At 70.4% G+C, this 14,619-nt stretch carries 12 protein-coding genes; 3 read left to right on the forward strand and 9 right to left on the reverse strand.

All coding sequences use genetic code 11. The annotated features are described in order from the left end of the window. The first annotated feature begins 73 nt into the window (after positions 1-73). Positions 74-3,709 carry an SNF2-related protein gene (locus tag KXS11_RS00625; protein WP_437383511.1) on the forward strand — a complete coding sequence of 1,212 codons (3,636 nt, stop codon included), beginning with the start codon at positions 74-76 and terminating at the stop codon, positions 3,707-3,709. 65 nt (positions 3,710-3,774) lie between these two features. Further along, positions 3,775-5,514, forward strand: a complete 1,740-nt coding sequence (locus KXS11_RS00630; RefSeq protein ID WP_437383513.1) for a cation:proton antiporter — start codon at positions 3,775-3,777, stop codon at positions 5,512-5,514. 88 nt (positions 5,515-5,602) lie between these two features. Here the strand turns inward: KXS11_RS00630 and KXS11_RS00635 are convergent, their stop codons facing one another. Next, positions 5,603-5,842 carry a hypothetical protein gene (locus KXS11_RS00635; RefSeq protein ID WP_437383515.1) on the reverse strand — a complete coding sequence of 80 codons (240 nt, stop codon included), beginning with the start codon at positions 5,840-5,842 and terminating at the stop codon, positions 5,603-5,605. A gap of 118 nt (positions 5,843-5,960) precedes the next feature. Beyond that, positions 5,961-6,944, reverse strand: coding sequence for an SDR family NAD(P)-dependent oxidoreductase (locus KXS11_RS00640; RefSeq protein ID WP_437383517.1), 984 nt, complete (start codon positions 6,942-6,944; stop codon positions 5,961-5,963). A 103-nt stretch (positions 6,945-7,047) separates the two neighbouring features. On the opposite strand from KXS11_RS00640, the gene KXS11_RS00645 reads away from it, so the two are divergent. Then, positions 7,048-7,515 carry a hypothetical protein gene (locus tag KXS11_RS00645; protein ID WP_437383518.1) on the forward strand — a complete coding sequence of 156 codons (468 nt, stop codon included), beginning with the start codon at positions 7,048-7,050 and terminating at the stop codon, positions 7,513-7,515. A gap of 4 nt (positions 7,516-7,519) precedes the next feature. On the opposite strand, the gene KXS11_RS00650 is transcribed toward KXS11_RS00645, so the two are convergent. The 7 genes from KXS11_RS00650 to KXS11_RS00680 form a co-directional block, all read right to left on the reverse strand. Then, positions 7,520-8,278 (reverse strand): hypothetical protein, encoded by a 759-nt coding sequence (locus KXS11_RS00650; protein ID WP_437383520.1) that lies wholly within the window; start codon positions 8,276-8,278, stop codon positions 7,520-7,522. A gap of 16 nt (positions 8,279-8,294) precedes the next feature. Further along, positions 8,295-9,617 carry a tetratricopeptide repeat protein gene (locus KXS11_RS00655; protein WP_437383522.1) on the reverse strand — a complete coding sequence of 441 codons (1,323 nt, stop codon included), beginning with the start codon at positions 9,615-9,617 and terminating at the stop codon, positions 8,295-8,297. Further along, complete coding sequence (locus KXS11_RS00660) at positions 9,614-10,801, reverse strand: ATP-binding protein (protein ID WP_437383524.1); 1,188 nt, start codon at positions 10,799-10,801, stop codon at positions 9,614-9,616. Before KXS11_RS00660 ends, KXS11_RS00655 begins: the two co-directional genes overlap by 4 nt. 180 nt (positions 10,802-10,981) lie before the next feature. Next, complete coding sequence (locus KXS11_RS00665) at positions 10,982-11,749, reverse strand: polyprenol monophosphomannose synthase (protein ID WP_437383526.1); 768 nt, start codon at positions 11,747-11,749, stop codon at positions 10,982-10,984. Positions 11,750-11,840: 91 nt separating this feature from the next. Next, positions 11,841-12,518: a class F sortase gene (locus KXS11_RS00670; RefSeq protein WP_437383528.1), complete on the reverse strand. Its 678-nt coding sequence runs from the start codon at positions 12,516-12,518 to the stop codon at positions 11,841-11,843. After that, the gene (locus KXS11_RS00675; protein WP_437383530.1) at positions 12,518-13,693 is read right to left on the reverse strand and encodes a glycosyl hydrolase family 8; all 1,176 of its coding nucleotides are present in this window, start codon (positions 13,691-13,693) and stop codon (positions 12,518-12,520) included. The genes KXS11_RS00670 and KXS11_RS00675 overlap by 1 nt, the downstream gene beginning before the upstream one ends. Positions 13,694-13,695: 2 nt before the next feature. After that, positions 13,696-14,547 (reverse strand): DUF4397 domain-containing protein, encoded by an 852-nt coding sequence (locus KXS11_RS00680; protein WP_437383532.1) that lies wholly within the window; start codon positions 14,545-14,547, stop codon positions 13,696-13,698. Positions 14,548-14,619: the final 72 nt, after the last annotated feature.

The raw sequence follows: 14,619 nt of genomic DNA on the forward strand, positions 1-14,619 counted from the left end.
CCTTCGACAGGCTCAGGGACCGGTCGGGGCAGGGGCAGGGAGCGGTGTCCGTGCTGCGTGAGACGATGGGGCCATGACCGTCGACCACGCCCCACTCGTCGACGTGGCCGACATCGTGCGTCTCGTCGGGAGGCCGGCCTTCGATCGCGGACGCAACTACGCCCGCGACGGTCGGGTCACCGCCGCCGACTGGCACGGGGACAAGGGCCGGGTGCACGGCATCGTCGAGGGATCGACGGACGTCCCGTACGCCTGCATCATCGACCTCGGTGACGACGCGACCGGCTTCGCGCGCATCGAGGGGAGCGCCTGTTCCTGCCCGATCGGTGGCGACTGCAAGCACGTCGCGGCGACGCTCCTCCGCAGCAACGCCGACACCCTGCGCGCCGAAGGGCGCACCGACCGCTGGATGGCGCCCGCGGTGCGGGAGGAGACACCGCGAACACCGAGCGCGCCGCGCGGACGCTGGTCGGCGCAGAGCGACGACCCGGAGCTCGATGAATCGTGGTCGGAGCGGCCGATGTACCGTTTCGACGGCACCGACGACTTCAGCGACCTCCCTGCCGCCTGGCGCCCCGAGGCCGAGCGGCAGTCCGCAGCCTGGGCGCCGACGCCGCAGACCTCGCCAGCACCGCCGAGCTGGCGGAACCGTCTCGACTCCCTCGCCGGCGACGGCCAGCGCACGGCGGCCCCCACGGCGATGGGACTGCAGTTCGAGGTGCGCGAGAGTATCCCGCGCACTGCTGAACGCTGGCGTGGCCCGACCTCCCGCACGGCCGACGGCCCGCCGGAGGCGAAGCACCCGCGCCGCATCGCCGTCCGGCCCGTCATCCGCAAGCCCGGCGGCGGGTTCGTGAAGTCCACGGTCTCCTGGACCTCGTTCACCCACCAATCGCACCGCCTCACGCTCGACCCGGCGCACCAGCAGTGGTTCGTCCAGTTCCAGGCGCTGCTGCGCGCCACCCGTCCGCCGGCCGGTGCGTACGCGGGTGCAGGCGACACCGACTGGCTCGTGCTCGACGACTTCGGGAGCCCCGTCCTCTGGCACCTGCTCGAGGAGGCTGCGCAGCTCGGCATCGAACTCGTCGGCACCCGCAAGGGCACCGTCGCCGTGGGGTCCGCCGCCGCGGTCCGGCTCGACGCCGCGCAGGATTCGGAGGGCGTCGTGCTCCGACCGGTCGTGTCGATCAGCGGAGTCGACGCCGACGCGGCGACGAGCGGCACCATCGGCGATCACGGGCTCTACCACTACTCGCTCGAACCGCAGCAGGCGATCGTCATCGCGCCCCTCACGGAACCACTGACGGACGAGGCGCGCGGGCTGCTCGGACCGACCGAGCCCGTCGTCGTCCCCGAGGCCGAGGTCCCGGAGTTCCTGGAACACTACGTGCCGCGCCTGCGTCGCACGATCACGCTCAGCTCCGCGGACGGGGCCATCGTGCTCCCCGAGATCGTCCCACCGACCCTCGTCCTGCAGGCCTCCTACGAGCCGAAGCAGACGCTCCGGCTCAGTTGGGCGTGGCACTACGCCCCGGACCAGCGCGTGCCGATCGTCGGTGCCGCCCCGGCCCTCGCCGCCGGCCGGCCGCACTCGTACACGGTCGCGCACGGCACAGCCGCCGCTCCGGCACTCGCGGCTGGTGCCGCCCCGGACGTCCTCCGCGACGACCGGGCGGAGCGCGCGATCCTCGAACGCGTCGGCGCCGCCCTCACCGCCGCGGCCGAACCCGAGCGGCGCGCCATCACGGCCGGCTCGCTCGACGAGCTCGTGACCCCGTCGATCTGGCCGCCCAGGGCACAACAGCTCACCGACTTCGATGCGGCCCTCGTCACCGAGCGCACCATCCCCGTCCTCGAGGGCCTCGACGACGTGCTCGTCGACATCCACGGCGACCGCCCGGAGTACCGTGAGCTCACCGGCACCCCGCACATCTCGGTCACCACGGTCGAGACGGAGCAGCGTGACTGGTTCGACCTGGGCATCGTCATCCACATCGGCGAGTACAGCATCCCGTTCGAGCCGCTGTTCAAGGCGCTGTCGAAGGGCCGCAACAAACTGCTCATGGTGGACCACACCTACCTCTCGCTCGACCATCCGGCCTTCGAGCGTCTGCGCGACCTCCTCACCGAGGCGGCCGCGCTCAAGGAGTGGGAGACGAAGCCGAGCATCAGCCGCTACCAGGCGAGCCTCTGGGCCGACTTCGAGGACCTCGCCGACGAGACCGAGCAGGCGGTGTCGTGGCGTGCCGCGGCGGCGGGACTCAACGCGATCGACTCCGTCCCCGAGACGCCGCTCCCGGCGGGACTCGACGCCGAGCTCCGCCCGTATCAGCTCGACGGGTTCCGCTGGCTGGCGTTCCTCTGGCAGCAGGGTCTCGGGGGCATCCTCGCCGACGACATGGGCCTCGGCAAGACCCTCCAGACGCTCGCCCTCATCGCGCATGCCCGGCAGACGACGGGCGGCGCCGCGGCCCCGTTCCTCGTCGTCGCACCCACCTCCGTCGTCTCCAACTGGGTCGCCGAGGCCGCCCGGTTCACCCCGGGGCTCGTGGTGCGCAGCATCACGGCGACCGAGGCCAAGGGCAGCGCCTCGATCGCGGAACTCGCCGCCGGCGCCGACGTCGTCGTGACGAGCTACGCCCTCTTCCGGCTCGACGCGACGGCTTACCAGTCCGTCGAGTGGTCGGGTCTCATCCTCGATGAGGCGCAGTTCGTCAAGAACCACCGCGCCAAGCTCCACGAGTGCGCCGTCGACCTCCGTGCACCGTTCAAGCTCGCGATCACCGGCACCCCGATCGAGAACACGCTCATGGAACTGTGGTCGCTGCTGTCGATCGTGGCGCCCGGGCTCTTCGCCTCGGCCCCGCGGTTCACCGAGCACTACGTGAAGCCCATCGGGAAGGGACTCGACTCGAGCCGGTTGCCGACGCTCCGGAAGCGCATCCGCCCGCTGCTCATGCGCCGGACGAAGGAGATGGTCGCGCCGGAGCTGCCACCGAAGCAGGAGCAGGTGCTCCGGATCGAGCTCGCACCTGCCCACCGCAAGCTCTACGACCTCGTGCTGCAGCGCGAACGACAGAAGCTCCTCGGCCTGGTTGACGACCTCGACCGCAACCGCTTCATCGTCTTCCGCTCGCTCACCCTGTTGCGCATGCTCAGCCTCGACGCGGGCCTCATCGATGCCGAGGAGCACGCGGGCATCCCGTCCAGCAAGCTCGACGCGCTGCTCGAACAGCTCGACGACGTCGTCGCGGAGGGGCACCGGGCACTGATCTTCAGCCAGTTCACCTCCTTCCTCGGCACAGCGGCGAAACGGCTCGAGGAGCAGGGCATCGCTTACGAGTACCTCGACGGCTCGACCCGCCGCCGCAGCGAGGTCATCGACCGCTTCCGGGGCGGTGAGGCGCCGGTGTTCCTCATCAGTCTGAAAGCCGGCGGCTTCGGCCTGAACCTCACCGAGGCCGACTACGTGTTCCTGCTCGACCCCTGGTGGAACCCGGCGGCTGAGGCCCAGGCCATCGACCGCACGCACCGCATCGGCCAGACCGCGAACGTCATGGTGTACCGGCTCGTCGCCGCCGACACCATCGAGGAGAAGGTCATGGCGTTGCAGGCGAAGAAGTCCGAACTGTTCGACGCAGTGCTCGACGACGACGCGGTGTTCAGCCAGGCGCTGACCGCGGAGGACATCAGAGGCCTGCTCGAATAGCGTCGCGTCCGCTGCTCGACATCCGCACGGGTGCTGCGCGCCGCGCTCCCGATACCCTGAGGGGTATGGAACTCGGGGTGTACGCGGTCGTCGGCATCGCCGTCATCGTCGCCGTCGCGGCATTCTCCCGCAAGCTCGGTGTCGCGGCCCCGATCATCCTGGTCATCGTCGGGGTCGCCCTCTCGTACCTGCCGGGTGTGCCGGAGATCGAGGTGGAGCCGGAACTCGTGCTCGATGTGGTGCTGCCGCCGATCCTCTACGCCGCGGCGATCAGCGTGCCGATCGTCGACTTCCGACGGAACCTCGCGACGATCACGAGTCTGTCCGTCGTGCTCGTCATCGTCACGGCGTTCGGTGCGGGTTTCTTGCTCTACTCGCTCCTGCCCGACCTGAACCTCGCGGCGGCGATCGCCCTCGGTGCGATCATCAGCCCGCCGGACGCCGTCGCCGCCACGTCGATCGGTCGGCGCCTGGGGCTCCCGCCACGACTCCTGACCGTGCTCGAGGGTGAGGGCCTCGTGAACGACGCGACCGCCCTCGTGCTCCTGCGCTCGGCGAGTGCCGCTGCCGCCGGCGGCTTGCTCACACCGTGGGCCACGGTCGGCGACTTCGTGTACGCCGTCGTGCTCGCGGTCGTCGTCGGGTTCATCGCCGGGTACGTGACGGTGTGGTTGCGGTCGAAGCTCAACGACTCGGTGCTCGACACCGCCATCTCGATCGCGGTCCCGTTCGTCGCGTTCATGCCCACCGAGGCGCTCGGTGGTTCCGGCGTCCTCGCCGTCGTCGTCGCGGGGCTGTACACGGGCCATGCCTCGTCGTCGTCGTTCTCGGCGCAGGCGCGCATCAGCGACCGCATCAACTGGCGGACCATCCAGTTCCTGCTGGAGAACGCGGTCTTCCTCCTCATCGGTCTCGAGATCCGCACCCTCATCGGTGCCGTCGACTCGGAGGTGCTGTCGGTCGAGGCGTCCATCGGGATCGGCCTCGTGGCGACCGTCGCCCTCATCGGTCTGCGGTTCCTCTGGGTGGGGCCGCTCGTGCTGGGCCTGCAGGCCCGGGAACGGGTGGCCGAGCGGCAGACCCTTCAACGGTGGCTCTCCATGGGGTACTCGGAGCGGTTCCCCCGGGAGAGCAGATGGTGGCAGCGGCGCCGACGCCGCACCGAGCGTGCGTACGAGCGCCAACGCGCCGACCTCGAGCAGCTGCGCCAGGAGCAGATCGATTGGCGAGGCGGCGTGATCCTCAGCTGGTCCGGCATGCGCGGTGTCGTGACGCTCGCGGCAGCGCAGTCGCTCCCGCAGAACACGCCCTACCGAGAGCAACTCGTGCTCATCGCCTTCACGGTCGCCGTCGTGACGCTCGTCGTGCAGGGCGGCACGCTCCCGTGGCTCATCCGACTGCTCAAAGTGGAGGGCATCGACGAGTCCGACGACCGCCGTCAGCTCGCGACGCTGCTCGACGAGATCAGTTACGCGGGGCTCAGCGTCCTGGAGGACCCGGCTGCGTCGGTCGGCATCGAGGAGGAGATCGACCCCGACGTCATCGAGCGAGTACGGCAGTCGACGTATCTGCGCGCCGAAGCGGCGTGGGAGCGATCACGTGAGTCGGTGTCGCCGAGCGAGACACATGCGGAGACCCCGCATCAGCTCTACCGGCAATTACGTCTCGCCGTCGTGCAGGCCGAACGCGAGCGTCTGCTCGACGCGCGGGCCCGCGGCGCGTACCCGTCGCGCATCCTGGGGGAGGCGCAGGCCATGCTCGACATCGAGGAGACGCGCCTGCGTCCGCCGAAAGCCGAGCACTAGGCACTGCGCGACAGCAGGAGATCCGCCCGACAGCAGGATCGTCCTGCGGACGAACTCCTGCTGCGGTGCGGATCTCCTGCAGGCAGGGCTACTCGTGCGGGCCGGGGTTGGTGATGTTCGCGATGCGCTCGGCCTCCCGCTCGGCGGCGGCATCACGCTCGGCCTCGGAGCCGGGGTTCGTGATGTCGGCTTCTCCGGTCGCCGCCGGGTCGTCGCCGCCCGTGTGCGGACCAGGATTCGTCGTGGATGCGACCCGTTCCGCCGCCGCGTCGTCGATGGCTTCGTCGTGCGGACCGGGGTTGTTGATGCCGGCATTGTCGTTGCTCACGTCGTGCTCCTTCCGCGATCCGCCGAGGGCGGTCTCACTGCTCGCGCGTCGTCGCGCGGGTCCGCTCTCACGCTAGGTGCGGGGGAGCGCCGATGGCAAGGGCTGGTGTGCCCGTCGTTCAACTCTGTCGGGCGAAGGCGTCGACGCCGGTGAGTTCTGCGGACAGCGTCCAGAGTCGTGCAGCCTCCTCGGGGTCGGTCGCGTGCGGTGCGACCCCCGACGCCGGTGGCGTCGCCTGTTCCACGGGCACCGCGATGTCGCAGTCCTCGCAGAACACGCCACCGAGGCCGTCGAGCGCCGGGGAGGTGGCCGCCCACACCTCGGTCGCGGCTCCCTGCTCGGTCGACTTGAACCCGGTGACGAGGAGGTTGCCACTGGCGTCGACCCAGCCGAGCGCCATCATCTCCTCTCGCGGCAAATGACGCTGCAGCGGTGTGAGGATGCCGCCCGGGTGCACCGAGAACGCGCGGACGCCGTCCTCGGCGCCCAGAGCGTCGAGCTGCACGGCGAAGAGGGCGTTCGCGGTCTTCGCCTGCCCGTACGCCGTCCACTTGTCGTAGTCGTGCTCGAACTGCACGTCGTCCCAGCGGATGCCGGAGCGCTTGTGGCCGCTGGACGAGAGCGCCACGACGCGGGACGTGCCGCCCTTCACGATGGCGGGCCAGAGGCGGTTGACGAGGGCGAAGTGGCCGAGGTGGTTGGTGGCGAACTGGAGCTCCCAGCCGGGACCGACACGGGTCTCCGGAGCGGCCATGACGCCGGCGTTGGTGATGATGAGATCGATCCCGCGACCGGACGCAAGGAAGCGGTCTGCGAAGGTTTCGACGCTGGCGAGGTCTGCAAGGTCGAGTTCGTCCACCTCGACGCCGTCGATGCCGGCGAGCTCCTCCCGCGCCGTCTCCGGTCGTCGCGCCGGCACGATGACGTGGGCTCCGGCGGCCGTGAGTGCACGAACGGCTTCGCGACCGATGCCCGAGTATCCGCCGGTGACGATCGCGAGCTTGCCTGCCAGGTCGATCCCCTCCAGCACCTCCATCGCCGTGCTCGAGTGGCCGAAGCCGGAACCGATGGGGCGCTGCGGGGTGCGTGCGGGAGTCGTCATGCGGCTCACGGTACGCCGATTCGGCGATCGATGGCACCGGTTCCGCCACCCGCGAAGTCGGTGGCGCTAGCGTGGACGTGCACGCTGGCGGTGAGGGGACACCATGACGGACGACAGAACGTGGAACGACGCGGCTGGGACGAACCCACTCGACCCGGCGCCGGAGGTCCTCGCCGAGATCGATCGGCGCGACGCTGCCTGCAAAGCGTCGCCTGGGGAGGTGGATCCGCAGATCCGGCTCTGGCAGGCGGTGGTCGCCCTCGAACAGTGGGTGTTCATCAACCGCGGCACCGCAGAGGCGCCTCGTCCCTACGCGCTCGCCGCGCAGGCGGGGCAGATGCTCTGCGTCTTCAGCAGCGGCTCACGGGCGGAGGCCGCGGCACGGGCGAACGGGCTCGTCGCTGCCGACGCTCGCGTGGAGCTGTTCAGCATCCCCGTGCCGGCGGCCATCGACTGGGCCATGGCGTTCGGTGAGCGAGGCGTCACGGGCGTGACCATCGACTACCCGCAGCTCGGGGCGTGGTGTCCCTTGCCCAACCTTGCCGGCCTGCGCGCGTCGCGTTCTGACTGACCGCTCAGGTGGCGTCGCTTCCGACGCCCTCGTCTGCACCGGGGGCGGGTTCCCCGCCGTCGGCATCCGGGCGCCGGGCGAACATCGTGAGTGCCGTGGCGAGGGCTGTGCCGAGTGCGATCACCGGGGGGAACCAGAAGGACAGGTCGCTCACCTGGCTCGAGCGGATGCCCATGCACACGAGGGCGAGGGTTGCGAAGACAGCCGTCCCGACCGCAGTGCTCTGCGCGCGGCGCCTGGCCGCCTCGTCGCCTCGCCGACCCCACGACCACTGCAGGACCATGTGGATCGCGGCCAGCGAGTAACACGCCGCGACGACGACGAGTCCCGACTCGGCGGGGAAGATCAACTTCCCCCGGTCGTCGGAACTGAGGGAGTACTTCATGGTGTCCGCCCAGGAGTAGGCGAACGGTGACATCCACAGCCAACCGAACATCGTCACGAGTGTGCAGATTCCGCTGAACACCCCGGCGACCCCCAGCCCGCGGTAGATCCCCACCAGCGGGGTGGGCCGCACGCGGTCCGCTTTCTGCAGTTTCAGACACTCGTACATGTAATCGAAGGCGGCCGCGTCGCTCTCGAACGACTGTCTCGTGGATTCGACGGGTTCGTTCCGGTGGTCGGTCGCGTAGACCGTCCAGGCCCCGTCGAGCGGCGCGAACACCACGGCGTTCGCCTCGGAGGCGTCCCCCTCGTCGAGGAAGCGGGCGTTCCCGGCTCCGGGTGCGGCGACGCCCAGCGATCTCAGGTCTTCGCGTCTCATCGGTGGTCCGCTCCCGTCATCGCCCGCGCGCAGCTTCGGGCGGACCGGGATTCACCGAGGCGGTCGCCGCCGCTCTCGAACGGCGACCGGGCCGGGCGTCGTCGCCACCGAACGCCGCGACGCGGTCCCAGAGCCAGTCGGCGAAGCTCGGCGCGACGTCCTGATCGGCGACGCCAGGGGCTCGTCGGATGAGTCGTCCGCCCGCTCCTTCGAAGAGGTACGCGCCGGCATCGTCGGTGAGGAGCTGCGTGAAGTACTCGTGTTCCCCGTCCCACTGCAACCAGTCCTCGGGGTGCTCCTCCATCGACTGGTCCATGTCGCGGATCTCACGACCGGTCATGAGCCGGAATGCCGTCCCGTCGCCCCACAGCCCCCCGGAGCCTGCGATCTGGCCGTCACGCCATTCGAGGAGTTTGTCGTCGCCGCCGCTCGCGCGAGCCGCCTCGCGGTCGAGACCGGGCCGCAGGGAGCGGGCGAGTCCGTCCGGCATCACGGTCTCCAGGGCTTCGAGCGCCTCTCTCGTCCCGGTACCGAACAGCGTGTCGCGCAGGATGCGCCAGGCGATCTCGCCCATCCCTCCGTTGCGCAGGTCCTGCATCGTGCCGACGCCACGCTCGATGGGATCGAGGAAGGCGCGGGCGACGATCATCCCGCCCTGAGCGACCTCGTCCGTCGGGTCTTGGCGAAGCACACGGAGCAAGAGCTCCTTCGCCTCCTCGGGGCGGTAGTCGAACAGGTACGCGTAGGCGAGCGCGGTCGCGAGCAGGGTCTCACTCGGGTCCGCTTCGATGGCTTGCTGAGTGGCTTCGAGGAATCGCATCGGGGGTGCCCCGAGCGAGAGGAAGCGCAGCGAACGTTGCCCGAGCGCGCCTGCAGAGCGGTCGGGTTCGGTACGGCCGCAGAACTCGACGGCGTCGTCGAGCATCGCCCAGCCGGTCTCGGGGTCGACCGCCATCGCCGTCGCGCTGGCGAGTTCCATCCGGTCGAGCCAATCGGCGTCCGGGTCCTCGCGGAGCACGAGTTCCGCGAGCCGCAGTGCTTCGGGGTAGTCGAGCACGGCGAGTTCGAGGTCGCGCAAGGTGCGCAGGGCACCGAGATACTGGCGGTCCCTTCTGCCGAGGAGGTCGTGCAGCAGACGCCGAGCCTCGTCGACCTCGCCGCAGGCACGACGGTGCATGGCGAGCAGGATGATCATCCCGGTGAACTGCGGCGCCCGGGCGAGGACGCTCTGCGTCAGCTGTGGGATCTGCGGATGCTGCGGACGGGCGTCGAACAGCTCCCAGGCGAGGTCGCGGTCGTGTTCGATCGCGGCGCGTTCGAGGTCGAGCGGCTCGTTCATCGCAGGCCCCTCGCGACGCGGTAGGTCCTGAGCTGCGTGAAGGTGCCGTCGTCCACGCCGTACTCGAGCACCGGCGCGATCTGGTCGAACCACGACGTCGTCGACGGGACGAGCGTGCGCGCGGCGTCGAGGAGTGCCTCCGTCGTGACGGGGACCACGGCTCCGGCGCTCATCGACGCCGTGAGCGACTGCTGGAGGGCGACCCTCGCGACCTGCGCGATGTCGGCACCGGAGAAGCCGTCGGTCGCGCTGGCCACGGCGGCGATGTCGACCCCGTCGGCGGGTTTCCCCTCGAGATCGCCCTGCAGGATGGCTGCGCGCGCGACCTCGTCGGGCGGGAGCACCAGGACCGTCTTGTCGATGCGGCCGGGACGACGCAATGCCGGGTCGATGTCCCAGGGCCGGTTCGTCGCCGCCAGGAAGTACACGCCCTCGTTGTGGCTGGTGACGCCGTCGAGTTCTTCGAGCAGCTGGGTGACGATGCTGCGCATCGTCTGCGAGCCGCTGCCGGAGGTCCGTCGGGCGCCGAGCGCATCGAACTCGTCGAAGAAGATGACACACGGTGCTGCGGCGCGCGCGTCGCGGAAGACGCTCTGGATGGCCTTCTCGCTCTCGCCCAGCCATTGCCCGAGGAGGTCGGCCAAGGTCACATGGATGAACGCGGCTCCGAGGTCGCCGGCGATCGCCTTGGCGATGAAGGTCTTGCCGCAGCCTGGCGGACCGTACATGAGGAGGGAGCCGCCGGGCGTCTGCCCGAACGCCGCGGCGAGCTCGGGGTTGCGCAGCGGCGCGAGGAAGGTGGAGTCGAGGTGGCTCTTGACGTCGGCGAGCCCGGCGACGTCGTCGAGGGTGATGCTGGGACGCTCGGCCTCCCACAGCCCGGGCGCGTCGTCGGCCGGGGTGTCGGCGATGGACGTCGGCACGGGGATGGGAGATCCGGTGGGCTCCGTGGCGGCCGGCGCCGAGGCGGATCCGCGCATTCTCGCCGCCATCACCCGCGCACGGAGCAGGCGGACGCGCGAGGGATCCCCGCCGAGCTTCTCAAGCGCCGCGACCTGCTCGGCTGCGCGGTCGACATCGTGCTGCAGCAGCAGCGTGATGAAGTCCTCGCGGAGTGCCCCGTTCGTCGGATCCTGTGCCACCTCCGCGGCGATCACCTCGAGGAAGTCCTCGTCCTGCGTCATCCTGTCTCCCCCAGTCGATGTCGAACGGCCCCCAGTCTGCCAGCGGGGCGGTGTCCGCCGACAGCCGTCGGGTGAGATCCGAGGGTGATCGCCGTGGGGAGTCCTCCCCATTGCAACACTCGTCGGCGGAACGGGACGCGAGCGTTCGGATCGCCAACGTACACGTCCCGCCGCGGGCGGTCAGCGGGAGGACAGCACCCGCACGGAGGGCAGCGGGTGACCCTGGAGGAACGCACGGGCTTCCTGCAGGCGGCGGCGAATCCCCCAGACGGTGACTTTCTTGAGGGACTCGGTGACGATGCCACCGCTCATCTTCGACTCTCCGGACACCCGCTCGGTGAACACGATGGGCGTCTCGACGACGCGCAGACCGCGTTGCAGGGCGCGCCACAGCAGGTCCACCTGGAAGCAGTACCCCTGCGAGGCGACGTCGTCGAGGTCGATGCGGCGCAGGGCGTCGGCACGGAATGCACGGAACCCTCCGGTGGCGTCGGCGACGGCGATGCCGAGCGCCAGGCGCGTGTAGAGGTTGCCCCCGCGGCTGAGCGCAAGCCGGTGGGCCGGCCAGTTCTCGACGGTGCCGCCCGGCACCCAGCGGGAACCGAGCGCGAGATCGTGCTCATCGAGCAGGCCGACGAGCCGCGGGAGGTCCTCCGGATGGTGCGAGCCGTCGGCGTCCATCTCGACGACGGCGTCGTACTCGCGAGCGAGTGCCCAGGCGAAGCCGGCGAGGTAGGCGCCACCCAGACCGTCCTTCACCGCCCGGTGGAACACGTGCACCTCGGGGTGCTGGTCGGCGAGCTGGTCGGCGAGGACTCCGGTGCCGTCCGGGGAGGAGTCGTCGACGATGAGGATGTCGAAGCCGGGGTTCGCCAGGGTGCGGCTCACGATCGGCTGCAGATTGTCGAGCTCGTTGTACGTGGGGATGACGACGAGGGAGCGGTTCACGATGGTGCCTTTCTGGTCGGTCGAAGTGGTTCGGAGCCCAGCGGCTCCGCGACAGGCTCGGGGAGCGGATCCGGTCCGGTGAGCGTCGGGGCTACGGAGTCCTGCTGACGAGCGTCGCGAAGACGACGTAGTTGTTCGCGTAGGTGTCGGCCGCGTCGTCGAACGGGCCGTTGCAGGTGATGAGCCGCAGCTGGGCATCCGGCGTCGGTCCGTACACCTCCTGCGTGGGGAAGGCCTTCTTCTCGACGTCGATGGCGCGGTCGACGGCGAAGGTCGATGTGGAGCCGTCGGACATCGTCACCGTCACCTGGTCGCCCGCCACGAGCTGCTTGAGGTGGACGAAGACGGCCTCGCGAAGCGTCGTGTCGAGGTGACCGGCGATGACAGCGGGGCCGACTTGGCCGGGGAGCACCCCGGCTTCGTACCAACCCGCGTCCTCCCATTCCACGGGCGGGAGCAGGACGCCAGTGGCGTCGCGCTCCAGAGGTTCGACGTTCGCATCGACACCGATCGACGGGATCTGCACCCGGGCGACGGTCAGTGCGCTGACGTCGGTTGCCGGCTGCTGCGCGACGGGATCCTGCTTCGCACCGGCGGCGCCGCGGTCCTCAGCCTCCTGCGAGGTGATGGGACCGTCGGCGGCGTTCGGCGATGACGGCGTCGTGCCGCTGGGCGTCGAGCCGCAGCCGCTCAATGCGACCGCGAGGGCGACCGCACCGGCGACGACGAGACCACTGAGTGAACGGCGGGAGCGAGGTCGCATGATCATCACGAGGCTCCTCCGGTCAGCGGCGCGCAGCCGTCGAGGTCGTCGGTGGACAGCATCATCGGCGCGAGCGCTGCCCAGGCGGCACCGAAGTAGGTCGGTATCTCCTGCGAGAGCTCGTCCGCGGCCCGCAGGTCGTCGGCGGACTCCGGCAGGTTGCCGACGGCGGCGCGTGCCGCGGCGCGTGCCTGGAGGGCGAGCGGGTGCTCGTCCGACGTGATCGGCGAACCGCCCAGGTCGGACTCGGCGCGCAACTCGGTTGAGCGGGCGAGGGTCGTGGCGAGCCGGGCTGCCATCGCGACATCGCTCGTCTCGCACGACTCCGCGTACCGGAGGGGCAGGCGGGCGGCGTCGTAGCCGTAGCGGACACTCTCGCCCCCTCCTGCGGCACCCGGCATGGCGTTGACCGTGCCGTCGGCGTGCACCTGCGCCCAGTCCGGCGGGAGGGGGCTCTCGTCGAGTAGGGCGGTCGTGACCGCTGCGGAGCCCGCTTGCAGCTCGGCCCAGCGCGGGTCGCCGGTCGCCTCGCCGAGCACCGCGAACGCGACGGGAGAGGCGTACGACGGGTTGTAGGCGTACGGTTCGGCCGCACCGGCCCAGACGCCGGGAAGGAGGATGCGTCCCACGGCCGTCTGGGCAGTCATTCGGTCGGCGATCACCCCGGCGAGGGCGACACCGGCCTCGGTGAACCGCGGCTCATCGAAGCGGGTACCGGCGATCACGAGTGCGCGGGCGGCGTCCAGGTCGCCGTCGCTGGCGGGTTCGTCGTCGACGACCTCGCCGTCGCTCCAGCGCCAGGCCAGGAGGCCGTCGGCGCGCTGCAGGTGCTGCTCGGTCCAGTCCCAGATCTCGGTGAACGCGTCCTCGTCGCCGACGCCGGCTGCGACGAGCAGCCCGTAGGCCTGCCCCTCGCTCACCGTGTCGTCGCCCTGGTCGCGGCGCACGACCCGGCCCTCGTCGACCCAGTCGGCGAGGAACGCGTCGGCCGCTTCCACGGCGGTGCGGTCCGTCGCGACGGGCTGAGCCTGACCGTCGGTGCCCGAGGTGCCGGTGGAGCGGTCGCTGGAGTCGTCGATCAGGTTGGCGGGGAAGCCCGTCGCCATCGAGGCGATCACGGCTGTGGCGGTGACCGCGGCGACCGCGGTCACGGCGATGCCGATCGTTCGTTTGGCGACCATGATCAGCGCACCGCCGTCCCGATCTCGCGCACCAGCTCGACGATTGCAGCGTCGACGTCGTCGAGCGTGCGCTGCACCCCCGAGGCCCCGTGCTTCGCGAGTCCGCCGCCACCGGTCTCGATCGGTCCTGCAGGAGCGTCACCGGCGGCGGAGCTGTCGAGCACGGGCATGAGGGTCACGCCACCGGAGGCGTTGTCGAGGACGAAGAGCGTGCTCACGGTGCCTGGCGCGAGGTCGACGGACGCGGCAGCGGTCTTCGCTCCACCCGTCAGTTCGAGGTCCCACGGTCCGGCAGGCACGCTTGCGTACCCGGTCGCCGTGCCGGTCGCGGCGTCCTTGGCGATGGGCATGCCGGTCGAGGTGCTGACGTCGACGCTCTTCACTTCCGTGGAGGCCTGGATGAGGCGGATGCGTGCGGCACCCTCCGCCGGCCCCGTGAGGTCGTCCTCGAACACCTTCGTCTGCAGATCCTTGTTGGGGCCGTAGGCGACGGCGGTCGCGGCCTCGCCTGCGGTGATCGTCACGTTGGTGCTGATGACGGGCTTCGTGCTGTCGGGGGACCCGGCCGGCACCATCGACACCACGTAGGTGCCTGCGGCGAGGTCGGTGTAGGGCGACACCTGCCCGTAGGCGACGTCGTCGAGTTCGAAGACGGTCGCGCCGCCCGAGAGCGCCGACAGCTTCACGTCGACGGTCTTGGTGTCGGCAGAGAGGTGTCCGATCCGGATCCAGCCGGCGCCGGACGCCTCGGTGGTCGCGGCGCTCGCAGCGGTGGTGCCGAAGCCGATGAGTGCTGCGGTGGCGACGGCGGCGAGCCCGGTGAGGGCGACGCGGCGTGAATTGGTGGTTCGCATGGTGGGGACTCCTTGTCCTTCGGTTCAGTCGGGATGGCCCGGTCGGGCCCGTGGCGGTGGTGACCCCTCGAC

Origin of the sequence: Plantibacter flavus (genome assembly GCF_051487245.1) — a bacterium.
GTDB classification, from domain to species: Bacteria; Actinomycetota; Actinomycetes; order Actinomycetales; family Microbacteriaceae; genus Plantibacter; species Plantibacter flavus_B.

Coding starts and splice junctions, on each gene's coding strand:
- KXS11_RS00640 (WP_437383517.1), bottom strand. CDS start 6,944: ATGACGACTCCCGCACGCACCCCGCAGCGCCCCATCGGTTCCGGCTTC.
- KXS11_RS00625 (WP_437383511.1), top strand. CDS start 74: ATGACCGTCGACCACGCCCCACTCGTCGACGTGGCCGACATCGTGCGT.
- KXS11_RS00670 (WP_437383528.1), bottom strand. CDS start 12,518: ATGATCATGCGACCTCGCTCCCGCCGTTCACTCAGTGGTCTCGTCGTC.
- KXS11_RS00680 (WP_437383532.1), bottom strand. CDS start 14,547: ATGCGAACCACCAATTCACGCCGCGTCGCCCTCACCGGGCTCGCCGCC.
- KXS11_RS00645 (WP_437383518.1), top strand. CDS start 7,048: ATGACGGACGACAGAACGTGGAACGACGCGGCTGGGACGAACCCACTC.
- KXS11_RS00655 (WP_437383522.1), bottom strand. CDS start 9,617: ATGAACGAGCCGCTCGACCTCGAACGCGCCGCGATCGAACACGACCGC.
- KXS11_RS00650 (WP_437383520.1), bottom strand. CDS start 8,278: ATGAGACGCGAAGACCTGAGATCGCTGGGCGTCGCCGCACCCGGAGCC.
- KXS11_RS00660 (WP_437383524.1), bottom strand. CDS start 10,801: ATGACGCAGGACGAGGACTTCCTCGAGGTGATCGCCGCGGAGGTGGCA.
- KXS11_RS00675 (WP_437383530.1), bottom strand. CDS start 13,693: ATGGTCGCCAAACGAACGATCGGCATCGCCGTGACCGCGGTCGCCGCG.
- KXS11_RS00630 (WP_437383513.1), top strand. CDS start 3,775: ATGGAACTCGGGGTGTACGCGGTCGTCGGCATCGCCGTCATCGTCGCC.